This is a genomic window from Pseudomonas sp. Pmew2, from assembly GCF_058129885.1.
The window spans coordinates 4,809,727-4,833,192 of sequence record NZ_CM176702.1; the positions used below are offsets into that span (position 1 = coordinate 4,809,727).

The 23,466-nt window shown below is 59.0% G+C and carries 29 protein-coding genes and 1 other annotated feature; of the genes, 24 read left to right on the plus strand and 5 right to left on the minus strand.

Translation table 11 applies throughout. The annotated features are described in order from the left end of the window. Nucleotides 1–40: 40 nt before the first annotated feature. From AC4ANK_RS22230 to AC4ANK_RS22295, 14 genes are all read left to right on the plus strand, one after another. On the plus strand, nt 41–328 hold the full coding sequence (locus AC4ANK_RS22230; RefSeq protein ID WP_031595317.1) for a hypothetical protein: 288 nt from the start codon (nt 41–43) through the stop codon (nt 326–328). Continuing rightward, entirely contained in the window at nt 325–582 is a 258-nt protein-coding gene (locus AC4ANK_RS22235) for a hypothetical protein (protein ID WP_031595319.1), read from the plus strand. Before AC4ANK_RS22230 ends, AC4ANK_RS22235 begins: the two co-directional genes overlap by 4 nt. Before the next feature lie 130 nt (nt 583–712). Further along, entirely contained in the window at nt 713–967 is a 255-nt protein-coding gene (locus tag AC4ANK_RS22240) for a hypothetical protein (RefSeq protein ID WP_460384463.1), read from the plus strand. After that, the gene (locus AC4ANK_RS22245; protein WP_460414675.1) at nt 955–1,083 is read left to right on the plus strand and encodes a hypothetical protein; all 129 of its coding nucleotides are present in this window, start codon (nt 955–957) and stop codon (nt 1,081–1,083) included. The genes AC4ANK_RS22240 and AC4ANK_RS22245 overlap by 13 nt, the downstream gene beginning before the upstream one ends. A gap of 9 nt (nt 1,084–1,092) precedes the next feature. Beyond that, the gene (locus AC4ANK_RS22250; RefSeq protein ID WP_002552431.1) at nt 1,093–1,896 is read left to right on the plus strand and encodes a PD-(D/E)XK nuclease family protein; all 804 of its coding nucleotides are present in this window, start codon (nt 1,093–1,095) and stop codon (nt 1,894–1,896) included. A gap of 6 nt (nt 1,897–1,902) precedes the next feature. Further along, nucleotides 1,903–2,853: a hypothetical protein gene (locus AC4ANK_RS22255; RefSeq protein WP_050512909.1), complete on the plus strand. Its 951-nt coding sequence runs from the start codon at nt 1,903–1,905 to the stop codon at nt 2,851–2,853. 6 nt (nt 2,854–2,859) lie between these two features. Then, complete coding sequence (locus tag AC4ANK_RS22260) at nt 2,860–3,060, plus strand: hypothetical protein (RefSeq protein ID WP_031595325.1); 201 nt, start codon at nt 2,860–2,862, stop codon at nt 3,058–3,060. 9 nt (nt 3,061–3,069) lie between these two features. Further along, nucleotides 3,070–3,900 (plus strand): hypothetical protein, encoded by an 831-nt coding sequence (locus tag AC4ANK_RS22265; RefSeq protein ID WP_031595327.1) that lies wholly within the window; start codon nt 3,070–3,072, stop codon nt 3,898–3,900. A gap of 7 nt (nt 3,901–3,907) precedes the next feature. Further along, on the plus strand, nt 3,908–5,662 hold the full coding sequence (locus tag AC4ANK_RS22270; protein WP_460384460.1) for an AAA family ATPase: 1,755 nt from the start codon (nt 3,908–3,910) through the stop codon (nt 5,660–5,662). A gap of 62 nt (nt 5,663–5,724) precedes the next feature. Next, nucleotides 5,725–6,342, plus strand: coding sequence for a 3'-5' exonuclease (locus tag AC4ANK_RS22275; RefSeq protein ID WP_031595331.1), 618 nt, complete (start codon nt 5,725–5,727; stop codon nt 6,340–6,342). 2 nt (nt 6,343–6,344) lie between these two features. Beyond that, complete coding sequence (locus AC4ANK_RS22280) at nt 6,345–7,202, plus strand: phosphoadenosine phosphosulfate reductase domain-containing protein (protein WP_002552426.1); 858 nt, start codon at nt 6,345–6,347, stop codon at nt 7,200–7,202. Between the two features lie 14 nt (nt 7,203–7,216). Continuing rightward, nucleotides 7,217–7,561, plus strand: coding sequence for a hypothetical protein (locus AC4ANK_RS22285; protein ID WP_031595334.1), 345 nt, complete (start codon nt 7,217–7,219; stop codon nt 7,559–7,561). Continuing rightward, nucleotides 7,558–8,325, plus strand: coding sequence for a hypothetical protein (locus AC4ANK_RS22290; RefSeq protein WP_031595336.1), 768 nt, complete (start codon nt 7,558–7,560; stop codon nt 8,323–8,325). Before AC4ANK_RS22285 ends, AC4ANK_RS22290 begins: the two co-directional genes overlap by 4 nt. Before the next feature lie 2 nt (nt 8,326–8,327). Further along, the gene (locus tag AC4ANK_RS22295; protein WP_031595338.1) at nt 8,328–8,549 is read left to right on the plus strand and encodes a helix-turn-helix transcriptional regulator; all 222 of its coding nucleotides are present in this window, start codon (nt 8,328–8,330) and stop codon (nt 8,547–8,549) included. 420 nt (nt 8,550–8,969) lie between these two features. Here the strand turns inward: AC4ANK_RS22295 and AC4ANK_RS22300 are convergent, their stop codons facing one another. Continuing rightward, complete coding sequence (locus AC4ANK_RS22300; RefSeq protein ID WP_460414694.1) at nt 8,970–9,332, minus strand: T3SS effector HopA1 family protein; 363 nt, start codon at nt 9,330–9,332, stop codon at nt 8,970–8,972. Nucleotides 9,333–9,338: 6 nt separating this feature from the next. Here AC4ANK_RS22300 and AC4ANK_RS22305 point away from each other — a divergent pair. After that, a protein-coding gene (locus AC4ANK_RS22305; protein WP_095178853.1) for an IS3-like element IS51 family transposase occupies nt 9,339–10,561 on the plus strand; the annotation gives its coding sequence in 2 pieces (ribosomal slippage) (nt 9,339–9,624 and nt 9,624–10,561; 1,224 coding nt in all). Further along, nucleotides 9,617–9,733 (plus strand) — a sequence feature (AL1L pseudoknot). (Overlaps the previous gene by 117 nt.) Here AC4ANK_RS22305 and AC4ANK_RS22310 read toward each other — a convergent pair. From AC4ANK_RS22310 to AC4ANK_RS22325, 4 genes are all read right to left on the minus strand, one after another. Continuing rightward, nucleotides 10,528–11,184, minus strand: coding sequence for a hypothetical protein (locus tag AC4ANK_RS22310; protein WP_460384456.1), 657 nt, complete (start codon nt 11,182–11,184; stop codon nt 10,528–10,530). The two genes, AC4ANK_RS22305 and AC4ANK_RS22310, sit on opposite strands and share 34 nt — an antisense overlap. 260 nt (nt 11,185–11,444) lie before the next feature. Then, on the minus strand, nt 11,445–11,825 hold the full coding sequence (locus AC4ANK_RS22315) for a type III secretion system chaperone (protein ID WP_032074428.1): 381 nt from the start codon (nt 11,823–11,825) through the stop codon (nt 11,445–11,447). A gap of 146 nt (nt 11,826–11,971) precedes the next feature. Beyond that, nucleotides 11,972–14,278 (minus strand): type III effector HrpK domain-containing protein, encoded by a 2,307-nt coding sequence (locus tag AC4ANK_RS22320; protein ID WP_002552424.1) that lies wholly within the window; start codon nt 14,276–14,278, stop codon nt 11,972–11,974. A gap of 73 nt (nt 14,279–14,351) precedes the next feature. Next, a complete protein-coding gene (locus AC4ANK_RS22325; RefSeq protein ID WP_002552423.1) occupies nt 14,352–14,906 on the minus strand; it encodes an RNA polymerase sigma factor in 555 nt (184 codons plus the stop codon). Nucleotides 14,907–15,149: 243 nt separating this feature from the next. Between AC4ANK_RS22325 and sctW the strand changes: the two genes are divergently transcribed. From sctW to sctR, 9 genes are read left to right on the plus strand one after another with little or no spacing between them, the layout of a single operon-like run. Beyond that, the gene (gene sctW / locus AC4ANK_RS22330; protein ID WP_002552422.1) at nt 15,150–16,256 is read left to right on the plus strand and encodes a type III secretion system gatekeeper subunit SctW; all 1,107 of its coding nucleotides are present in this window, start codon (nt 15,150–15,152) and stop codon (nt 16,254–16,256) included. Then, the gene (sctV, locus tag AC4ANK_RS22335) at nt 16,253–18,340 is read left to right on the plus strand and encodes a type III secretion system export apparatus subunit SctV (protein WP_002552421.1); all 2,088 of its coding nucleotides are present in this window, start codon (nt 16,253–16,255) and stop codon (nt 18,338–18,340) included. Before sctW ends, sctV begins: the two co-directional genes overlap by 4 nt. A 33-nt stretch (nt 18,341–18,373) precedes the next feature. Beyond that, nucleotides 18,374–19,348: a type III secretion system inner membrane ring subunit SctD gene (gene sctD / locus AC4ANK_RS22340; RefSeq protein ID WP_010203248.1), complete on the plus strand. Its 975-nt coding sequence runs from the start codon at nt 18,374–18,376 to the stop codon at nt 19,346–19,348. Further along, entirely contained in the window at nt 19,345–20,694 is a 1,350-nt protein-coding gene (locus AC4ANK_RS22345; protein ID WP_002552419.1) for a FliI/YscN family ATPase, read from the plus strand. Before sctD ends, AC4ANK_RS22345 begins: the two co-directional genes overlap by 4 nt. Nucleotides 20,695–20,696: 2 nt before the next feature. Beyond that, a complete protein-coding gene (locus tag AC4ANK_RS22350; protein ID WP_002552418.1) occupies nt 20,697–21,143 on the plus strand; it encodes a YscO family type III secretion system apparatus protein in 447 nt (148 codons plus the stop codon). A 6-nt stretch (nt 21,144–21,149) separates the two neighbouring features. After that, a complete protein-coding gene (locus AC4ANK_RS22355) occupies nt 21,150–21,722 on the plus strand; it encodes a type III secretion system HrpP C-terminal domain-containing protein (RefSeq protein WP_002552417.1) in 573 nt (190 codons plus the stop codon). Beyond that, the gene (locus AC4ANK_RS22360; RefSeq protein ID WP_002552416.1) at nt 21,719–22,435 is read left to right on the plus strand and encodes a hypothetical protein; all 717 of its coding nucleotides are present in this window, start codon (nt 21,719–21,721) and stop codon (nt 22,433–22,435) included. The genes AC4ANK_RS22355 and AC4ANK_RS22360 overlap by 4 nt, the downstream gene beginning before the upstream one ends. Beyond that, nucleotides 22,425–22,814 carry a FliM/FliN family flagellar motor switch protein gene (locus tag AC4ANK_RS22365; protein WP_002552415.1) on the plus strand — a complete coding sequence of 130 codons (390 nt, stop codon included), beginning with the start codon at nt 22,425–22,427 and terminating at the stop codon, nt 22,812–22,814. The genes AC4ANK_RS22360 and AC4ANK_RS22365 overlap by 11 nt, the downstream gene beginning before the upstream one ends. Continuing rightward, nucleotides 22,811–23,464 carry a type III secretion system export apparatus subunit SctR gene (gene sctR, locus AC4ANK_RS22370; RefSeq protein ID WP_002552414.1) on the plus strand — a complete coding sequence of 218 codons (654 nt, stop codon included), beginning with the start codon at nt 22,811–22,813 and terminating at the stop codon, nt 23,462–23,464. The genes AC4ANK_RS22365 and sctR overlap by 4 nt, the downstream gene beginning before the upstream one ends. Nucleotides 23,465–23,466: the final 2 nt, after the last annotated feature.

Genomic DNA, 23,466 nt, shown 5'->3' on the forward strand with positions numbered 1-23,466 from the left:
GCAGACGGATGTAACCAGCGCCACCTTGGAGGGCGAACACATGATCCACGAAGTGATTGTTGAGGGGTTTGTCCTTCAAGTGGACGTAACCCATTGCGAGAACAGCCCGCCCCAGCCGAACAACCGCGACAGCGATTGGGATTGCATGGGCACCCGCGAACTTGAATACAAACTGCTGTCGGGCATCACCTACGACAGCGACGGTATTCGCATGGACTGCACCGGTTGGGACTTGCGAGAAGCCTCACGGCTGCATGACGCGCAGATCCGCACCGCGCTCTGGCACGAGATTGACGTCGGCGTGTTCCGGCAGCGGTGGGCAGCATGAGCCGCCAAGCCAACGCTGTAGCCATGATCGAGCGTCAGATAACGCAGATCGGCACGTCGCAGTACCCGGACGTCGAGTTCTGCAAGGGCATGATCCAAGCGAACTACGCGCACGGGCTCATCGATGAGCAGCAGATGGAAGAGTTCGAAAGCCGTGCAAGTGAGGCGGCGTCGACACGTCGCCTGGCGCTGCGCCGCGAAAGCATGGGGCGCCGGCTGGGTGCCCTCAACTTGTTACACGGGGGTGCGCAGTGACGATCATTGCCAGAGACATGAACGGAATCATCAAAGCCCTGCATCGTCGGGGCATTTTTTTGGTTGCTGATCTGCCTGGGCCCATGCGGCTCAAGCTGAGCAAGCGCGGGATGCTGATTGCGAGGTGCGCATGAAAAATCGCCGCTTCGACGCCACGGACACACTTTGCATACGTGCTGCCAAGGCAAAGCGCAACAACCGGATTGAGCGTAACTACCGCAATGAAGCCGCGCAGGGTCGTGAGCCAGATGGCTTGCATCGAAATGGCGGCGTTTGGGTGGCTGAGTGTCGTTCCTGCGGAAATGACTACGAGGCAGCCTGCGATGCCAGCGAATTCGATCCTGATTACAGCTACTGCGGGCGTAGCGATCGATGTATCCCATGACCCGCCACCAGCGCGTAAAGCGCCGCCGCATCTGGTGGGTGTCGGCCATCACCGGCGCCCTGTTCTGCGCAATCACCCTCATCGGCCCCGCAATCGGCGGCCTGATCACTCAATAGGTATCCATCATGTCCGTCACAACCGTGCGGGCCTCGTCGTGGGGCTCGCTGTTTGACTGCGCCTACAAATGGGAAGGCGTTCACCTGCTGGGCATCAAAAGCCCGAGCAGCCCACGCGCCCACCTGGGAACGTCAATACATGCCAGCACCGCGGCGTTCGACGTTTCCCGCATGAACGGCAGCAACCTGAGCGCTTACGACACGGCCGAGCTGCTCATCCACACGTTGCGCAACCCTGACCGTGAGGTCGATTGGAAGGCCGACAAGCTGACCCTCCAAGAGGCAGAACGCATAGCCCTGCCCCTGCACACGAAGTATTGCAACGAGGTCAGCCCGCGTTATGACTACCTCGCTGTCGAGCGCACAGCCACGCCGCTGGAGATTGATTGCGGCGGTGGCGTGATCATCCGCCTGACCGGCCAGCTCGACCGGGCGCGGATCTGCAAGACCGGCGACGGCAAGGGTATCGCTGACGTGAAAACGGGCGGCGCTGCCGTCAGTGAAGGCGTGGCGAAGACGAAAGGCCACGCCGCACAGATCGGCACCTACGAAATCCTTGAAGAACACACGACCGGCGAGCCCTGCACCGCACCGGCCCACATCATCGGGCTGAAAACGAAGGGCAAACCGGAAGTCGGCATCGGCGAGATTCGTAGCGCCAAGCAAATGATGGTGGGTACCGAAGACTTTCCCGGCCTGATCCAGATCGGTGCCGAGATGTTCCGCACCGGCCTGTTTCCACCCAACCCACAGAGTTTCCTATGCAGCGCGAAGTATTGCCCGCGCTGGTCAACCTGCCCTTACCACGAGTAAACGACCATGACCCAGCAAACCACCTCACTGGCGGCAATGCAGACCAGCGCTGTCGCCCCGCCGAAGAACGATGCCCCTATGTCGCTGCTGACCGGCTCCGGCTTCGAACAACTGCAGCGTGTTGCCAAAGCGCTCGCCGGTTCCACGTTGGTGCCAGTCCAGTACCGCGCCTTTGCCGAAACAAAGGAATACGGCCGCGTCACCGGCCATGTGCCAAACCCTGCTGGCCTGCCCAATTGCGTGGTAGCGCTGAACATGGCGTTGCGCATGGGCGCTGACCCGCTGATGGTGATGCAGAACCTGTACGTGATCGAGGGTCGGCCGTCTTGGTCAAGCCAGTTCATTATCGCGATGCTCAACAGCTGCGGTCGTTTCAGCCCGCTGCGCTTTGACCTGAGCGAGCCAGGAAAGGCCGAGGAGCTGACCTACAGCGCCACGTTCTGGAAAGACGGCAAGAAGGTCACAGAGCAGCGCAAGGCGAAGATCAAGCACCAGACCTGCACAGCCTGGGTGATCGAGAAAGAAACCGGCGACCGGCTCAACGGCCCGACCATTTCCATGCAGATGGCCATTGATGAAGGCTGGCTGACCAAGAACGGCAGCAAGTGGCTGACTATGCCGGAAGTGATGTTGCGCTACCGGGCAGCCAGCATGCTGGGCCGTCTCTACGCGCCCGAGCTGCTGATGGGCTTGCAGTCACGCGAAGAGGTCGAGGACTTCATCGACGCCACCGCCGACGGCGCTGGCACCTACTCGGTGGACATGAACGACCTGCGCAACAAAGAGCCCGAAGCGCCTTCGATCATTGAAGAGGACGGCCAGTCGATTGATACAGAAGCCGGAGAAATCGTTACAGATGCGGCGGAAAACGCGACAGAAACCGCTGATCCTGCAACAGAAACCACCGAAAACGTTACATCAGAGCCCGCCGACACTGACGGCCTGGCTTTCGAGTAACCCGCCATGGCCGCCCTATCCGTCGAAGAGCAATACGACCGGGTAGAGGAATTCGCCGTGCTGTTGGCCGCCGCCGAGTTGCTGGCGGCCAACAACTGGGAAGTGACCTTTACCGACGACATTCGGGCCAATTTCAAGCGCCACGGCCCGCGCACCCATCTGAGCCACGCACAGCGCGAGACGCTGGAGCGCATCGCCAATAACTGAGGAACACCCATGAAGATAGAACACATTGAAGCAATCGAGCGCGCCCGCCTGCATGGCGTCCACCCTATGGTGCTTGCTCATCAGTTGATGGTGCACGATATCGTCGATGCTGCGCTGTTCGAGCTGCGCAACATCAAAGCACCGTTTCCCCGCCTGAGCGAAGAAGATCAGCAGGAAGTGATCGACCGTCTCACGGCGCTGACAGAAGACGCTGTGACCGCTGCTATCAGCATCATCAGCTCGCGCAGCGTCGATACCATCCCGGTGACAGTGGTTGACGCCAAGTTCAAGGCCAAGGCCATCACAGTAACCGCCGCGATTGATGCTCAAGACCCTAACCGGCATGGGCTGATCGACGTGGCGGGCAAGCTTTGTTTGCTGGTGCTGGCCCCGAACGACTACGCCGAGGGCATAGACGGCATCCGAGCCGAGCGTGATCAGCGCGAATTGCCGCTGAGCGCCGGAGCCATTGCCGAGGCTATGCACCGGGGCCGTTTCAAGTCTGAGGAAAATGACCGGGACTTCGACGAGGTAGAGCAACGGGATCTTGAGCAGGCACCGCAACAGCACAAGCAGGCGATGGAAGAACACCAGCAACTGCACGGCAAAGAGTTCGGCGAATACACCTACGAAGACGCCAGCCAACTGGTTGTGCTGCACGCCACCACCGTGGACGTGGCATGGCTGCAGCGTCGTCTCGCCATTGACAGCGATCAAGCCACCACCCTGCTGCTGCGCCTCGTTGACAACCAGGTCATCGAACTGGAAACCGAAGCCGAGCAGTCCATCGATAACACCTACAAGGTCATTGCCGAACTCGGCAGCCTTTGCGTGGAGTAACGCAAGCATGAAAATCGAATCGATCTACATCGAGAACTTCCAAGGTCTGAGCAACGCCAATCTGGAGCTGACCGCGCCCATCACCATGGTGTGCGGTCACAACGGTGCCGGTAAATCCAGCCTGAAAGAGGCCATCGGCCTGGCACTGGGCGAAGCCGCCCGCGTTGCCAAGAAGGGCGATTACAAAATGCTCATCACCGAGGGCCAGAAGAAAGGCCAGATCATCATCGGGCACGACGGCGCGGCCAGCACCATCACCCTGCCCACCGGCAAGGGCGAGCGCACCGACGTGGATGGCCAGGAATACCTGCCGTTCGTGCTGAACCCGGACGCCTTCGCCAAGCTGGACGACAAGGCCAAGCGTTCGCTGTTGTTCGCGCTGACCAAATCCAGCGCCAAGCCTTCGGTAGTGGCCGAGAAGCTGATGGCCAAGGGTGCCGATCCGAAGAAGGTCGAGGCCATCAAGCCGTTGCTGTTGAGCGGCTTTGCTGCTGCTCAGGAACAGGCCAAATCGAACACCAGCGAAAGCCGGGGCGCGTGGAAAGCCATCACCGGCGAGGCTTACGGCACTGAAAAGGCTGAATGCTGGGCTGTCTTCATCGACGAAATGCCAGAGGGCGTGCCTGAGGTGACTCAAGCGGACCTTGAGGCGGCACAGGCAGAACAGGGCAAGGCCGCGATAGAGATCGACAAAGGCAACCAGTACCTGGGCGAACTCAAAGGCAATCTGAACGCCAGCGCCAAGTGGTCTGCACGCAAAACAGACCTTGAAGAGAAGGCGAAACTGCTGGATCGGGAGTGTGCAAAGCTGATCGCAACCGAGGAATCGTTGGCCGAGTGGCAACCGAAGCTCAAGCAGTGGCAGGACGCTGTACAGGCGTACAACGGCGAATCACCGTGTGAGTGCCCGAGCTGCCACGTCAAGTTGAAGGTTGTAGGCCAGCAGGTTGAGGTGTTCAAGGGCAAAACTGCTGACGCCAAGAAACTGACCGAGGCTCAGGCGGAAGTGAAGAAGGCCGCCGAAGCCGTGAAGCTTCTGGAAAGCACGCGCAACAATGACCGCCTGCGCGTCGATGCAGCACTTGCCGCCCAGCGTGACCTGGCTGCCCACATCGAAAGCACGCCGCAAAGCTCCAGCGAAGCCGATATCACTCGTTGCGAAAGTGCCATTCAGGTGCAGCGTGATATCCGAACCCGCGCCGAAGCCAAAGCCACTATGGTCCGGGATCGTCTGAACACCATCGCCAACGCAGGCAAGATTGCTGCCGACGCCGCCAAACACCACAAAGACGTGCTGGACTGGATTCTGATCGAGAAGGCCCTTGCGCCTGACGGCATCCCCGGTGAAATCCTTGCCGGTGCGCTGCAACCGATCAACAACAGCCTGAAACGCCTGTCCACGCTCGCTGGCTGGCCGGTCACTGCCATCGGCGGCGACATGGCAATCACTGCCGGTGGCCGCGCCTACGTGCTGCTGTCCGAGTCTGAGCGGTGGCGCTGTGATGCACTGATCGGCACGGCCATCACCATTGCATGCGGCCTGAAACTGATCGTGCTGGACCGCTTCGACGTGCTGCTGCCAACCGTTCGCGGCCAGTTGTTCGGCATGCTCATGTCCCTGGCCAAGTCCGGCGATATCGAAACCGCCATCGTGTGCGGCTCGCTCAAGGAGAAACCCGCCAAGCTGCCCGCCGAAATCAACGCGGTGTGGATCGAAGGCGGCGTTGCCGGTGGCGACGTCCAGTTGCAGCAAGCCAGCTAACCCAACCCACGCAACACCACAGAGCGCCTACGGGCGCTTTCTTTTCGCCTGGAGAAAACCAAATGTCCCAACTGATCGCTTTTTACGACACCGAAACCACCGGCCTGCCGCGCTTCAAAGACCCAAGCGATGATCCGCGCCAGCCGCATCTGGTCGATATCTGCATCCTGCTGTACACACCGCAAGGCGAGCTGGTCGATTCGTTCGAAGCGATGATCAAGCCCGAGGGCTGGACGATCCCCGACGAAGTGGCCGCTATCCACGGCATCACCACCGAAATGGCGCTCGAGCAAGGCATCCCGGAACTGGAAGCGCTGGGCGGTTTCCTGCGCGTCTACGAACAGGCCGGGCTGCGGGTCGCGCACAACGTCAGCTTCGACGACCGAATCATGCGTATCGCCATCAAGCGGTTTATCGGCGAGCAGGCGGCGAACGAGTTCAAGGCCATGCCGAACTACTGCACATGCCAGTCGAGCAAGAACATCGTCAAGTGCCCGCCCACCGCGAAGATGATCGCCGCAGGTTTCGGTCGTCCTGGCATGTACAAGGTCCCGACCGTGGCCGAAGCCCTGCGCCACTTCACCGGCGAGGAGTTGGTCGGTGGCCACCGCGCGCGCCCGGACACCGAGGCCTGCGCCCGCATCTACTTCGCCATGAACCCGCCTGCTCAGGTGGCTTAGAAATGAGCCCTTACCGACTGCGCGGAACAACTGTCGTCAGTTTTTCGGGCGGTCGGACCAGTGCCTACATGCTGCGCCAGGTGCTGGACGCCAACGATGATCTGGACGATTTGATTGTCACATTTGCAAACACCGGGAAGGAGCACCCAGCCACACTCGATTTTGTGAACGAATGCTCACGGCGCTGGCAAGTGCCCATAGTGTGGCTGGAGTACCGCGACGATGATCGCGGCTTCGCCATTGTCACTTACGAAACCGCCAGTCGGGATGGCGAACCGTTTGAAGCGCTGATCCGCAAGCGCAGCTACCTGCCAAACCCGGTAACAAGGTTCTGCACCATCGATCTCAAAATCAGAGTGATCCACAAATATCTGCGGATGGTTGGATGCTCCACCGAAGAAACCCCGGTCGACATGATGACCGGCATCCGGGCAGACGAGCCTCGGCGCGTAGCGAAGATCCGGACCCGCAAGACCACGTCTGAGAGCAAACACGCCACGATGGTGATGCCGCTTGCAGATGCGGGCGTTAGCGTGCAGCAGATCGGTGAATTCTGGAAAGAACAACCATTCGACCTGGCACTATCGACGATCAACGGGCGCACCTTGGAAGGTAACTGCGACCTGTGCTTCCTCAAGGGTGCGAAGCAGGTCTATTCAATAATTGCCAGCGACCGAAACAAGGCGGAATGGTGGGCCCGGATGGAGCGCAGCGCCACCCAGAGCAGCGCCGCCACAACCAACGGCGCGCTGTTCCGCTTCGACCGGCCGAGCTATCAGCAGATGCTCGACTACTCCGACACTCAATTCGATATGTTCGCCGACCACGACGAGGCTATTGCCTGTTTCTGCGGCGATTGACCCAAGGCAACCCCATGAACCCCATCGCACGACAGGCCCTATCCATGGCCCTGCAACACCTTGCGCCTGCGAGTAAGCCAGCCCCCAAGCCCGCGCCAGTGAAAGCGGTACGCGCAGAAAAGCCCACGCTTGCAGTACCGGGCCGCCCTGCCGTCACCCAGCCCCCAGACCGCTACGGCTTTGTCGAGGGCAGGCAGTACGCCATCGAAACAATCAACTCAATGCCCGCCATGGCTCGATCAGTGCGCGGGCGCAACGACCTTATCCAGACGCTCAAGCGCTCGGCGGCCGGCAAGCCGGTCAGTCAGGCGCTGGGCATCTGGTCAGTTATCGACGTGATAGAGGAAGCGCAGCAATGAATGACCAATCTAAACCGATGTATTGCAGGCGCTGTCAGTCACACGGGCCGCAAGACCCCAAGGACTTTAACTTTGACTGGATTACATGCTTCAAATGCGCCGCAGCCCCTCAACCGCCTGCGCTCGGCGGGGAGCCGGAAGCATTTGGGTATTGGCTACACCCCGAAGGCAAAGTCGATGTTGGTATTTTTGATAGAGGTATTGATCAGTGGACCCGCGAAAACTGCGCTGTGATTGAGCTGATCGACCGCGCCCACCTTGCCCCGCTACAGGCCGAAAATGCCCAGCTCCGCATACTGTCAGCTGATCAGGCCTTGAATTTGAAGCGCGTGAAACGGGATTACGTCGAGTTGAAGGCAGAGCTCGGCCAGCTCAAGGCGCGGTGTGATGAGCTGGAGGCTCTGTTACCGAAGTATCAGCGGGGGTCGACGGGCTTAAGCGGTGAAGTCGAGCGCCTCACTTTGGTTGCTCGTGAGGCAGCTATCAGCAGCGCCCATCGTTACAGCTATATGCCAGCCTTGCCGGAGGACGCACAGAACTGGACTCCGCATGAATGGGTGTTGGAAGCCATGCGCAGGGTAGAACTAGAAGCCCTGTCCAAGCCAGCCGGGAGCGAGCCAGACCTCGACAGCCCCATCGAGCCACCCGAGGCCACGCAGGATTGCCATGACGATGATCTGGGTGATGGCGAGGCTGAGCGGATGCAGCGTAAGGCCACGAACGAAAACACCGCATATGACGGCTTTGATAACGGAGTTGACTGATCATGACCAGCACTGAACCAAGCGGCCGCGTGCTGCTCTCCCTGACCGAGGTCCTGAAAAAGCTGAGCATCAGCCGCACATCGCTCCAGCGCCTGCGCGACAAGGACAGCACCTTCCCCAAGCCGATCAAGGACGGCACCGCCCGCACGGCGCGTGCCTACTTCGTCCAGCATGAAGTTGAAGAGTGGATACAACGCAAGATGGACAGCCGCCACGCGGCCTGATCAAATCACCTCTCGCCCCGCCATCTGCGCGGGGCAATATCCTCATGAAATCGCATCAGCCCACCCCGCCCTGTATGGCCACCTGTATGGCTACCCTCGCAAGACACCCACAAACCCTGCATTACCTGAAAGATTAGGTTCCCCCTCGGGGCACCACCTTTGAAAAAAGACCTTGAAATTCAAGGTTTTTTGTTCGTCTGGTGGAAAGTGGTTTGTTGTCGTTTACCGCATGCATCTCCTGAAAAGATCTGTTTGGCTCAATCTCTAAAAACGCCGTTCTCTGTCAGGGCAGGCTGTCTGGAACCATGAAACAGATTCTCGGCAAGCCTGTGTTCAAGCAAAGGAAGGATACGCCTGAGAATAGCCCCCTCAGTTCCGTTTTCCTGCGCCCGCGCCTTTGGGATGTTCAGCAATTCATACTCATTCCAACCTGAACGCAGGGTTGTCGGGATTGTATCCGGCGCTCTTGAAAGCATTACGCAGCTTCTTCTCCAGTGACAACATGCTGGTATCTGCCAATGCAGACTCGATTATGCTGGCGCGCGACATTCCGTGGCTTGTCCTGTCCTGCGGTGTACGGGCGTAACACAGTCCCTTGCCCATGGATTGCATTCCCGCTGGCGTATGATTGATAAACGCATCTTCAGGGAGCAGTGCCTGAAGCTCTTTTGCAAGTGTCTGCGCAGAGGAAAAATCTCCGCCGACATAGAAAACCGCAGCATCTGTAAGCGTGCCAATCTGAACCGCCCCGGGTTTCTCGGAGACTCCAACCTTTGAGAGGATGGAGCGATGAAAAAACTACCGAAGTATTCCCCAGAGGTCCGTGAGCGGGCCATCAGGATGGTTTTCGAACACCTTCCTGAGTACGAGTCGCAGTGGGCCACCATCAGTGCCATTGCCCCCAAGATCGGCTGCACGCCCGAGACATTACGGCTGTGGGTTCGCCAATCTGAGCGCAACAGCGGCCAGCGTGATGGGCTGAGCACAGTCGAACGTGAGCGAGTCAAGCTCTTGGAGCGTGAGAACCGTCAGTTGCGTCAAGCTAACGAGATCTTGCGTAAGGCCTCAGCCTATTTTGCCCAGGCGGAGCTCGACCGCCCATTCAAACGATGAAGACGTTTATTGATGAAAACCGCCAGTCTTACGGGGTCGAGCCGATTTGCAAGGTGTTGCCAATCGCCCCGTCGACGTACTACCGGTACGCTGCTCAGCAGGCTGACCCCAGCCAGCAGTCAGCGCGTGCGCAGCGTGACCAGGAACTGGGTGAGCACATCCAGCGAGTCTGGGATGAGCACTTCCAGGTATATGGCGTGCGCAAGGTCTGGCGACAATTGCTGCGTGACGGACTGCAAGTCGCCCGCTGTACGGTGCAACGTCTGATGGGAGAGCTGGGCCTGCAAGGCGTGGTACGCGGCAAGCCCGTCAAGACGACGGTCAGCGACCAAGCCAGGCCGTGCCCGCAGGATCATGTCAACCGTCAGTTTGTGGCTGAGTGCCCGAACGCCCTATGGGTATCGGACTTTACCTACGTCAGTACCTGGCAGGGTTTTGTTTACGTGGCCTTCATCATTGATGTCTTTGCCCGATTCATCGTCGGTTGGAAGGTGTCCAGTTCAGCGCGTACCGATTTTGTACTCGATGCACTGGAGCAAGCCCTTTACGCCCGTCGCCCAGTCAAGCAGGGTGGACTCATTCACCACAGTGACCGTGGCGTGCAGTACGTGTCCATTCGCTATACCGAGCGTCTTGTCGAAGCCGGTATTGAGCCATCGGTCGGGAGTGTCGGTGACTCTTACGACAATGCTTTGGCTGAGACCATCAATGGTCTTTACAAGGCTGAAGTGATTCATCGACGCTCTTGGCCCACACGGGGGGCGGTGGAGCTGGAAACCCTGAAATGGGTGGACTGGTTCAATCACCGCCGCCTGCTGGAGCCAATCGGTCATATTCCACCGGTCGAAGCAGAAGCAATCTATTATCAGCAACTCACCGAGTCTGCCCAGGTGGCATGACTCAAACAAAAGGGTCTCCGAGAAACCCGGGGCGGTTCAATCTTTGCAGGACCTGCCACTTTGGCAGTAATGATATCGTGACGCTCAGCAGTCAACCTGACCGCTGCGTCGACCATGGCCTTCTGGAATTGAGGTTTGACATTTATCGTCAGGCGAGCCTTGACAGCCTCATCAGGAAATTGCGCGCCCGAACGTTCAATCTTGTAGAACTCGTCCGCTGCTTTGGGGTTGTTCATCATGAACTCTTTTGTGTCATGTTTTAGCTGCACCCCACGCACTCCATCCAGAAACTGCGGCCAAATACTGATACCGTCCTTAGCGTTCTGCTTATACATATGAGCCAAACACGCCCTGTGCTCAGCGCGTGGCAGCAGTTCTACACGCGGGAGTTCTTTTGCGTAGATCTGATAAAGAGCACCGGAACTTGTATTGCCATTGGCTTTCGCCTTTTCGGCCCATTGCAAAATACTGCTGTTTACCAGGCGGCCATTGGGCAGCCCGCTTTTCTGGACGGACGTGGTGGCCGAACTGCCTTGCCCCTCTTCGATGTTCAATGGCATACGACCCAGATGGGTCTGCCCCTGGCGTATAAGACGGGGACCGGCGGGGGCCGCGCTTTTCATTGAGTACCTGGGCAATTTGATCGGACTGACTGCCGGAACTCCCACTTAACCCTGCTTTTTTGAAAAACTTGCTCATCGTCATCTGTTTGTCAGAACGCTGGACAGTCAGGTCGTTATTGGCAGCAGCGCGAATGTCGTAGCATTTGCCACCCACTTCTATTTGACCGTGTGCTTTGAGTTCCTGTACATCCACCTCTGAATGTCTAAGCGCTTCGACGTTAGAGAAACGTGTTTGTATCGGGTTCATGACTCATCCTCTTTCAATGCGCGTCGCGCCACGTTTTTATCCACTCTACAAGTTCAGCGATCGCCTGCTTCAGCGTCACCACACTCACCTTCTCTCTGGGAATTGCCTTAAAGCCGATATACAGCTCGCTGCCTGCATGCCACCCCAGCCCGGGTCCATCATTGAACAGAGGGTTAAGTGCGCCACTCAACAAACGCTTCAAGGGAAGATCAGGGGAAATGTCCATCAGCCCGATCAGCAGCAGGCGCTGGAATACGTGGTCCACGACCACTTTCAGCGCAATCTCTTCATCGACCACCAGATCACAAGCGCCTGTGTCGTCGAATACCAAGGGTTGCATCGTCAATGACGTTGATAAGTCGGCAAGAACAGTTTTGTATAATCGGTCAGTCATTAATACACCTCGGCGTGCTGAAAAATGTACGAATTGACGAGGTCGATAAATCAATTCCCCAGGCAGGGTATTAATCATCGAAGCCTGCAAAACAATGCATTCACGGACCAGGACGGAAGATAAGGCCGCCGCCCTGCTCCATTGCATCAATGCGCCCGGTCAATCCCGAACTGATCCAGCACCGGGTCAACGTTATGATCGAACGCCTTCTGCGCCTTGTGCTTCTTGACCGCATCAATGATCGCCGAGATACCAAAGCCCAAGGCCATGGCACCGTCGATGGCCCAGCCGATAACCGGGATTGCAGCACCCAGTGCCGCGCCTGCGGCAAGCCCTGTGGCTTCGCCGGCGACCAGGCCGACAGCGCGGCCGATCATCTGCCCGCCCAGACGCCCGAGACCGGCGGAGGCCTCGCGGCCCATCATCTTCGCCCCGGCGTCGACCCCTCCCTTGATCGCCTCGGCGCCCAGCTTCGTGCTGTCGTAAATGGCCTGCGTCGCGCCAAGCTTGTCGCCGTTGGCGAGCATGGTGGATACCGATGCAAAGCCCATGACTGAGTTCAGCACCTTGCCGCCCGCCCCGGCATCAGCAAGCTGAGCCAACAGCGAGGGGCCGCCCTCTTCATCACTTTTGCCTTCCAGCAACTTGCGGCCTTTTTTGGAGTTCTGCAGCTCATTCAATGTGCTGGTCGTGTAGTTTTCATGCTCGCCTTCAACGAAATCAGCGGGCAGCACACTTTCATAGGCCGCTTTCTGGTTGTCTGCGGTTTGCAGGGCTTCGCTGGCATCGGCCTTTTTCTGGCCAAGCAATTGCTTCAGTGCGCCACCTTCGCTGAAGTTGCGAACGTAGGAATCGGCAATCTTCGTTTGCACTTCATCAGGCTGGTTGTTGAATACTTGCTGGGCAGTGGGCACTTGGGCATCGGGAAACAGGTCTTTTTGCAGTTGCAGTTGAGCCGACAGGCCGGTGATGGCGCCGCTGTAATCGGGGTCGGGGTTGTGTTTGCCGACGGCCTTGTCTGCGGTTGCCAGGTCGGTTTGCAAGGCCTTTCCGCTGTTGACGTTTTGAACCTGCTCAGTCACGGCCTTTTGCAGCGCCGAATCGCTGCTGACCAGGCTGCGCTCCTGTTCGGGAATGCTTTTGTTGAGGTACTCCTGAACATCGGGATCGGCTTGCAACTGAGCGATTCGCTCATTAAGGCCCGCCTCGGTCTTCTCGGTATTGCGCAAATCCCGCCCGGCTATCACGCTCTGCTGAGTCTGCTGCAACTTGATCATCACAGCGGCCTTCTGCGCGCCGGTGTAAGCCTTGGGCTTCTCGAAAACCTGAGCGTTGAGTTTGCTGATATCGATACCGGCTACCGAATTCAACGTCGCGGCGTCGCTGAGCATGCTGGCGAACTGGCCACCATTTTTGGGGGCGCTCTTCCTGATCCACTCGCTCATATTGGACGCATCGAACACCTGGTCGGGGCTATGCGCAGCCTTCTTGCGCCCGGTCAGACCGGCTTCATCCACCTGGCTGAGGAAGCCCGCCTGCGACCACATGTTGGACGACTGTTTGAGCGTACCTGACAACCCGGGGTTACTTTTAATCAGCGCTTTCAGACCCTCGGCGCTGACATTACCATCGACATCGGTTTTGTCAGGCGCCCCAACGGCATGATGAGGGTCGGCTGCCGTCGCCAACGGCATATTGGCGCGCATCACCGCTGCGCTGCGCACCATTTCAAGGGATTGAGGATCAGCGCCGGGGTTATCTTCCATGTACTTGGCCAAGTCCTTGTCGGCATTGTCGGCCGCCTTCTCCATATTTTTGGCGAACGCCTTGAGGTCTTTGTTGGTGATTTTCCCATCCGCATTACCGCCATCCTTGCCGACGTCCACAGCCGTCTTCAACGCAGGGTTGGCGTTGATGAACGCCATCGCCTTGTCAGCATTGGGGCCGTGCTCTCTGGCCATCCAGGCGGCCGCAATCGGCCGGTTGAGTTCTTTTGCCGCCTGCTCGCGTTCTTCGGGCGGCAGATGGGCGACCATCGGATCCCAGCGCTTGAGGGCCTCGGGCGAAGAGTATTCGGAGTTATCGAGAAACGCGGCATCGGTAGCGCTGGGAGCATTTGCCGGGTCGGAGGCAGCCGCCGCAGGTGACGCGCTGGCTGTTGAGACCGATGTCATTGGGGACACCTGATCACTGTCCTGATCAACGCTGGAGGTGCTCTCGCTACTACTGCTGCGAGTCAGCAGACTCATCAGCGATGAGCCGCTTTGCTCGGCATCAGAAAAGAAAGATGTATTGTCGTTGGCCTGGCCGAACTGCACAAAGGCCTGATCACCACCTGCGCTGCTCTGCGTGAGCGAGGCTTTGGCTAATGGCGTCTCAGCAGCCAGTTCGCCAGAGGTGGGTTGATTCACGATGCTGCCGAGGGCAGGACTGGGAGAACTGGATATACGCATGGTTGCCATCCAAGTGGTGAAGGATGGCAACTGTGTGGTTTTGCGTGCGAGTTGGTTCCAGACAGATATCCACTCAGGCGAACGGGTCAATCTGCTGCTTCAATTGCACCCGTGCCCGGGACAGTCGCGAGCGCACAGTGCCAATCGGAACGCCGAGCGTGTTCGCCGTATCCTGATAATTGCCATCCATCTCCAGCGACACTTCCAGGACCTTTTGCATGTTCGACGGCAAGCAATCAATGGCTGCGATGACGCGTGCCAATTGCCTGTGCCCGTCTACCTGATGAGTGATATCGCCATTCCATTCCAGCCCTGAATGAACGTCGTCTTCCCAGCTTTCCTGATAGGGCTGGCGATACATTTTGCGGAAGTGATTACGGATCAGGTTCAACGCAATACCACACAACCAGGTCTGCGGCTTGCTGGCATGTTGAAACTTGTGCTCGTTGCGCAGGGCCTCCAGAAATACGCATTGCAAGATGTCATCGACATCATCCGGGTTCATTACGCGCTTCTGAATGAACGCTCTGAGCATCTGTATCTGATCAGCCGTCAGTTGACGGATACCGGCAGACGAAGAGTCCTGGCGTGGCTGGGTTGCATCAAGGATCACTAGGTTCGGAAACATGGGCTTACCTTAATTTAATGGTGTGCAAGCCCTATAGCGATAACCGTGCCAGCCAAAATAATTATTTAAGTTACTGATTTATATAATTATTTTAAAATTTGTAATTCTTTGTAATACATTTTTTTGCGCAACGCCGTTTTTATCACTACAGCTTTTGGCACAAACGCGTCAGCCCCTTTTACAAGGGAACCGAATCCTGGCCAGGCCCCACTCAGCGGTCATGACCAGGCTCAGAACCGTCCTATGAAAATCGTCGCCCCGCCTATATTGCCAACCCACACGGTCACGCCGATTCGCGCCGTCACGCCCGCTGCGCGAGCGATTCCCGGGACCCTGTCGTCGGAAAAAGGCACGTCATCGCAACAGGTCTCGCGCTTCGCCGCAGCACTGGTGCAAAACAGCCGGATACTGCGCCAGCGCGAACTGATCGCAAGCAGAAATGCACTGCAATCACGGGCCGTCAAACTGGGTGAGCTCTATCAGTTGTTGATGAGCGCCAACGATACCGGTCTGGATAACGCCGCGAGGCTGCTGCGCAAAAAACTGCTGCAAGAGAACGACACAGAACTGGAACAGGTTCTGGAATTTGCCGATGGCGATGCGGCCAAGGCCCACGTGGTGCTGCAAGCGGCACGCAAACAGGCTGAGGAAGATGGCGCTGAAGGCGAGTACGTGGCGCTCACCCAAACGCTGAAACAGTTGCGACGCAAGTTCGGACCACACGCCCGGGCAGGCATTAATACTGCCAGGGCGTTCGGGCGGCAGAACGTCGACAACAAACGCCGTGCCGCGTTGCGCAACCTTTATGGCGTAGCGGTTTCCGGACAGCCAAACGTGACCGGCCTGATCGAAGCCTTGATCAACGAGCAGGAAGAGACCGGAGACTTCGACCTCAATCTGCGCGACATGCGCAGAGCCATTGCCGACGATCTCTCGGCGATTACCCCTTCGGCATCTCATGAACAGCTGCGCACATTGATGCACGGGCTGACCACGGCACGCCACGTGACGACGTTGTTGCGCGGTTGTGAACACCTGCTTGGGCGCATGCGCAACAAGAACCCTGACCTGAAGGTGGATCCGCCAGCCTTTCTCAAACACTTGCTGACCCTGACGGCCAATGGAATGAACGTGAACCAGACCCTGCAACTGACTCAACACATCGGCGGTGCCAGGCTCAAGAACCAGCTGGCATTTCTCAATGGCTTGCGGCCGATGCTGATGCAATTGCCCATCCTGCTCTGGAAGGACATGAAAAGCCGCCAGGCTGCGCTGAATAACCTGCTCACCCTGATGGCAGAACTGACTCAACAGGAACAGAAGCAGCTTTTTGAGGGGCTTGCCGGATGAATCAAGTCATCAACTTTCTGAACATGATTGCCCTGTCGGCCATGCGCCGGTCAGAGCTGGTCGGCGCATTCTTCGTCATCGCCATTGTCTTCATGATGATCACCCCCCTGCCCACGGGGCTGGTTGATGTGTTGATCGCGGTGAACATCTGTATCTCGTGCCTGCTGATCATGCTGGCGATGCATTTGCCAAGACCGCTGGCATTCTCGACCTTTCCGGCCGTGCTGTTGCTGACCACCATGTTTCGTCTGGCGCTGTCGATTTCCACAACACGATTGATCCTGCTCAATCAGGACGCCGGGCACATTGTCGAAGCCTTCGGCCAATTCGTGGTGGGTGGCAACCTGGCGGTGGGCCTGGTGATCTTTCTGATCCTGACAGTGGTCAACTTTCTGGTTATCACCAAAGGTTCGGAACGGGTCGCCGAGGTCGGCGCGCGGTTTACGCTGGACGCTATGCCCGGCAAGCAGATGTCCATCGACAGTGACCTGCGTGCCAACCTGATAACCGTTCAGGAGGCGCGCAATCGCCGCGCTGAGCTGAACAAGGAAAGTCAGTTGTTCGGTGCTATGGACGGCGCGATGAAGTTCGTCAACGGTGATGCCATTGCCAGCCTGATCATCGTTGCCATCAACATGATCGGCGGTATTTCCATCGGCGTGTTGCAGCACAATATGAGCGCGGGCGATGCGTTGCAGCTGTACACCGTGCTGACCATCGGTGACGGCCTGATTGCACAGATCCCGGCGCTACTGATCTCCGTAACCTGCGGCATGATCATCACCCGCGTACCCAATACCGAGGCTGGCGCGGAGGCCAACATTGGCCGTGAAATCGCCGAACAGATTACCAGCCAGCCCAAGGCATGGATCATCGCCGCAGTGGCCATGCTCGGCTTCGCGGCTCTGCCGGGTATGCCCACGGGAGTATTCATCACCATCGCGATCATCTGCGGTGCCGGGGGCATGCTGCAGTTGCAACGGGCAAAACCCAAGCCCAACGAACAACGCGCCACTGCCGTCGCCCCGGAAATGAACGGCAAGGAAGACCTGCGTACCTTCTCACCGAGTCGGCAGTTCGTCCTGCAGTTTCACCCTGGCCAGGACAGCGCACAGATAGAGGCACTGATCAGCGAAATACGTCGGCGACGCAATAGACTGGTGGTGCAATACGGTCTGACCCTGCCATCGTTCATCATTGAACATGCCGATCATCTTCCTCCGGACGAGTTTCGCTTCACCGTCTACGACGTACCCATGCTCAAGGCGACATTTACCCAGTCCCATGTCGCCGTGGACGCCCGCCAACTGGGTGGTGAAAACCTCCCGGCGGCGATTCCGGGCAATACCGACCGCCAGGAAGATCAATGGGTGTGGTTGCCCGCCGAGCAGTGCGGTGAGCTGAACCCGGTCAGCGCCATGACCCTGATCGTCGAACGCATGGAACGCGCATTGCAGTCCTGCGCGCCTCAGTTCATCGGCTTGCAGGAGACCAAAGCCATCCTCAGCTGGCTGGAATCCGAGCAGCCGGAGCTTTCACAAGAGATACAGCGAGTGCTCACGCTGACGCGCTTCTCGGCGGTTCTGCAACGTCTCGCGTCGGAGCGCGTACCGCTCAGAGCCATACGGCTGATCGCCGAGACCCTGATCGAGCATTGCCAGCATGAACGCGATACCAACGTGCTGACCGACTACGTGCGCATCGCGCTCAAATCGCAGATCTACCACCAGTATTGCGGTGCCGAAGGCCTGCAGGTGTGGCTGCTCACGCCGGAAAGCGAGGGCTTGCTGCGCGACGGTCTGCGCCAGACACAGACCGAAACGTTCTTCGCACTGAGTAACGAGATCAGCCAGATGCTCGTGCAACAAATGAATATCGCATTTCCGGTGCGCGCGCCCGAACAGGCGGTACTGCTGGTCGCGCAGGACCTGCGCAGCCCACTGCGGACCTTGTTGAGGGAGGAGTTCTATCACGTTCCCGTACTGTCTTTCGCAGAAATCAGCAACGCGGCCAAGGTCAAGGTAATGGGTCGCTTCGACCTTGAAGACGATCTTGAGCCAATGGACAACGAGCACGCAGCTTGAGCCTTTCAGGCTTGAGCAAAGGGAGACTTTCAGATGTTTGAATTACGCGTACTGAACGGTCAGCACCAAGGCGCAGCCTTGCCACTGGTGGGCGAGCAATGGTCGATTGGCTCTGCCGCGCAACACGATCTGGCACTGGACGACGCAGGAGTGGAAAGCCTGCATTGCCGCCTGCAACGCCTGGACGACAGCTGGACACTGAACGCTGAAGAAGGCGCGGTGTGCGACGAAGAGGGTAACGCCCGGCCCGGTATTGATCTGACACTCAACACTGCATTCTTGTTGGGCTCAGTGTGGCTGTGCGTTTCGCCCGCAGGCGATGAGTGGCCTTCAGTGCCAGCGGTCATCCCGAAACAGCCACAGGCCGACCCCGAGCCTGTGCGCAATGATGTGCCGCTGAAAAAGGTCAAGTCGCGCTCGCAATCGCTCATCCGTACCACAGGGATCATCGCCGGCTTGCTGGTGGGCGTCATCGGCAGCGCCTGGAGCCTGACCCGCCCGCCCGCCATTGCAATGGACCAAAGCCCCGGCCACATGGCCTCGGTCACAGCAGAGGCACCGGTAGAGACATCTCCTACACCGGCAAAGATCATCAAACCCGCGGCCGATAAACGCATACGCCTGACCAGCGCGGATGCGGTACGCCATCAGTTGGGCACTATGCTCAGCGACCGGCTGCTGACCGATGTCAGCGTGGAAGAAACAGCCGAGGGGCTGGTGCTCAACGGCGATCTCAAAGAGGAATCCCTGCTGGTCTATCAACGCATGCTGCAGCGTTTCAAGGACCGCTATGAGTCGCCGGTGACGGTGTTCGACAACGTCGCCAGCACACGCAGCGCCCTGCCCTTCGTGGTGGTTCAAATCATGACCGGCCCGCATGCGCATCTGGTGACTGCAGACGGCCGCCGTATTTATGTGGGTGACGAGGTGGATGGCTTGCGCCTGACGCGAATCGACAATCAGCGCCTGCAATTCGACGGCAATCGGCACATTGAGGTGAACTGGTGAATGCTGCACTGAGCCAGTGGAAAGACGCCCACGCAGCACGCTTGCGTGACTACAGCGCCGTGCGCGTCAGTGGCCGGGTCAGTGCAGTGCGCGGGATTCTGCTGGAATGCAAGATTCCTGCGGCCAAGGTGGGCGATCTTTGCGAGGTGAGCAAAGCCGACGGCAGTTTTCTGCTGGCTGAAATCGTCGGTTTCACTCAGGAATGTACGCTGCTCAGCGCCTTGGGCGCACCCGACGGAATCCAGGTCGGTGCTCCGATCCGCCCGCTGGGCATCGCCCACAGGATTGGCGTTGACGACAGTTTGCTGGGCTGCGTCCTGGATGGCTTCGGACGTCCACTGCTCGGTGATTGCCTCGGTGCTTTTGCCGGGTCGGATGATCGTCGCGAAACACTGCCGGTGATCGCCGACGCCTTGCCGCCCACCCAGCGCCCGCGCATTACCAACGCCCTGCCCACCGGGGTACGCGCCATCGACAGCGCCATTCTTCTGGGCGAGGGTCAACGTGTGGGGCTGTTCGCCGGTGCTGGCTGTGGCAAGACCACACTGATGGCCGAACTGGCCCGCAACATGGGCTGCGATGTCATCGTCTTCGGGCTGATCGGCGAACGGGGCCGCGAGCTGCGCGAGTTTCTCGACCATGAACTGGACGAAACCCTACGCGCCCGCTCGGTGCTGGTCTGTGCCACCTCTGATCGCTCAAGCATGGAGCGCGCACGCGCAGCGTTCACCGCGACCGCTATCGCCGAAGCATTCCGCGCACGAGGCCAGAAAGTGCTGTTGCTGCTCGACTCCCTGACCCGGTTTGCCCGTGCGCAGCGGGAGATAGGGATTGCCTCGGGCGAACCGTTGGGGCGTGGCGGCCTGCCACCCTCGGTTTACACCTTGCTGCCACGCCTGGTCGAGCGCGCCGGCATGAGCGAGAACGGCTCGATCACCGCACTCTACACCGTGCTGATCGAGCAGGACTCGATGAACGATCCGGTGGCGGATGAAGTGCGTTCACTGCTCGACGGGCACATCGTGCTGTCCCGCAAGCTGGCCGAGCGCGGGCATTACCCCGCCATTGACGTATCCGCCAGCATCAGCCGGATCCTCAGCAATGTCACCGGCCGCGAACACCAGCGAGCGAACAATCGTCTGCGCCAGCTACTGGCTGCCTACAAACAAGTGGAAATGCTCCTGCGGCTGGGCGAATACCAGGCCGGTGCAGACCCGGTGACCGATTGCGCGGTGCAACTGAATGACGACATCAACGAATTTCTGCGCCAGGACCTGCGTGAGCCGGTGCCCTTGCAGGAAACCCTGGACGGGTTGCTGCGGCTCACTTCCAGACTGCCGGAGTAACGATGGAAGACACACTGGAAGACGATCCGCAGCGAGCAGCACTGGAACAGGTGATCAGCTTGCTGACCCCGCTGCGCCAGCATCGTCAGGCGAGCGCTGAACGGGCTCATCGCCACGCGCAGGTGGAACTGAAATCGATGCTCGACCACTTATCAAAAACACGGGCATCGCTGGATCAGGAACGTGACAACCACAAGCGGCGTCGCGAGGGCCTGTCTCAGGAACACCTGGAAAAGACCATCAGCCCGAACGATATCGACCGATGGCATGAGAAAGAAAAACACATGCTCGACCGCCTGGCCTGTATTCGGCAGGACGTGCAGCAACAGCAATTGCGGGTAGCCGAACAGCAGGCGTTGCTTGAGCAGAAGCGCCTGCAAGCCAAAGCGTCTCAGCGGGCGGTCGAGAAACTCGCCTGCATGGAGGAGACGCTCAACGAAGAAGGTTAAGTGACGATGACCGCACCGATCAAACACCCGGCCAAAGCGCCAACGGCACCACCCGTAGTGCATGCCACACCGCCTTCTGCGCCCACGCAGCGCGCACCGGACAAGGCTGATGACAAGCCACCGGCTTTTGGCAGCACAACGCGTACCGACATGCCGAAGGTCCGCTTCGCACAAAACCGTTCGGCGACAGAGACACCGGAGAGCGCCGACGGCCTGTTCTTTTCCCAACTGCTGATACCTCAGGTCGGTGAAGAGCCTGATCAGCAAGGTTTCGGCGGCAGCAGCATCGCCCTCCCCGCACACGCCGAAAATGTACCGACCCAATTGATCGACGAGCTGGCGCAGCGCTTGCCCGAACAGCCCGCCGGCCCGCTGGCGTTTACCCTGCTGATGCCCAGCCTGGGGACAGTACGCGTCAATGCCGAAAAAACCGAACACCGTTGGAGCATCCAGCTGGGCTTCGCCCGTCGCGACGTTCTGAAACGTTTGCAGGGTCATACCGGCGCATGCCGTGACTCACTGTCGCGGGCACTCGGCCATGACGTTGAGCTGGACCTGCATGAAGATCTTGCAGCATGAGCGCGCTGCGTCTGCGCAAGGTCGATGCCCTGCTGGCTCAGGCCACGCGTGAGCTGGGTGCCGGTCAGAGCCTGGGCTTCAGCGCCGCAGGTCAGGACGCCGAACTGACCCTGTTGCCACTGCTTGCCGACACAGGCGAACCGGCAGGTGCTGTCTGGCTGAGCACAGCCATCGGGCCCCTGTTGCTGAGCGACGCCGAAGCGCTGCTCAGCCTGCTGGGCGATATCCCCTTTACGCTCGGGGGCGAGCAACAAGCCTGGTACTGGCAGCTGTTCAATCAACGTCTGAGCCCGACCATTGCCCGACTGCTGGCACCGGTCGAACCCCTGCACAACAAACCGCAAGCACCCACCCTGGGCTGCCGGGTTCAGATACGGCGTGGTGGTGAGCAGCTTCACGCGCACTTGCATGCAACGCCCGACACACTGCTCAGGCTGCTGCGATCAGCGTCCTGGCAAGCCCGCACGCGCACTGTGGACGAGTCCTGGTCAGTGGCCAGCCCCCTGATCATCGGTGAAATGTCGCTGACCCGGGAACAAATCGCCTCGCTGCGCCCCGGTGACGTGGTACTGCCCGCCCACTGCCAGTTCGACAGCGCCGGTCAAGGGTTCCTGAGCCTGGCAGGACGGCAATGGGCGGCGCAGACCGACCAGCACGCGCAGCGTCTTTTTTTGCGGCTCAGTCATGAGGAGCACCGCCACCATGAGTACTGAAGATCTGTATCAGGAAGATGTCGAGATGCTCGACGACTATGAAGACCCATCGACTGAACAGCACTGGTCCGAAGAAGAAGACGGCGAGCCATCCGGGTATGCGACGGCCGAACCGGACGATCACGCAGCGCAGGAAGAACAGGACGAGCCCCCGGCACTCGATTCGCTGGCACTGGACCTGACCCTGCGTTGCGGCGAGCTCAGGCTGACGCTCGCCGAACTGCGCCGGCTGGATGCCGGGACTATCCTTGAAGTCACCGGCATTTCGCCGGGGCACGCGACGTTGTGCCATGGCGAACAGGTGGTGGCCGAGGGTGAGCTGGTGGATGTCGAGGGTCGCCTGGGTCTGCAGATTACCCGCCTGGTGACCCGATCATGATCATGGAGGGCGTAAACCCGATCATGCTGGCGCTGTTTCTCGGCTCGCTGTCACTGATCCCCTTTCTGTTGATTGTCTGCACCGCCTTTCTGAAAATCGCCATGACCCTGCTGATCACCCGCAACGCAATTGGCGTTCAGCAGGTGCCGCCGAACATGGCCCTGTACGGCATCGCCCTGGCCGCAACCATGTTCGTCATGGCCCCGGTGGCGCATGAGATCCAGCAGCGGGTCCATGAACACCCGCTGGAACTGGGCAGCGCCGACAAGCTGCAGAGCAGTCTGAAAACAGTGATCGAGCCACTGCAACGCTTCATGACGCGCAATACCGACCCGGATGTGGTCGCCCATCTGCTGGAAAATACCCAGCGTATGTGGCCCAAGGAAATGGCCGATCAGGCCAACAAAAACGACCTGTTGCTGGCGATTCCGGCCTTTGTGCTGTCGGAACTGCAGGCCGGTTTCGAGATCGGTTTTCTGATCTATATCCCTTTCATCGTCATCGACCTGATTGTCTCCAACCTGCTACTGGCCCTGGGCATGCAGATGGTCTCGCCGATGACCCTGTCGTTGCCGCTCAAGCTGCTGCTGTTCGTGCTGGTGTCGGGTTGGTCCCGCCTGCTCGACAGCCTCTTCTATTCGTATATGTGAGG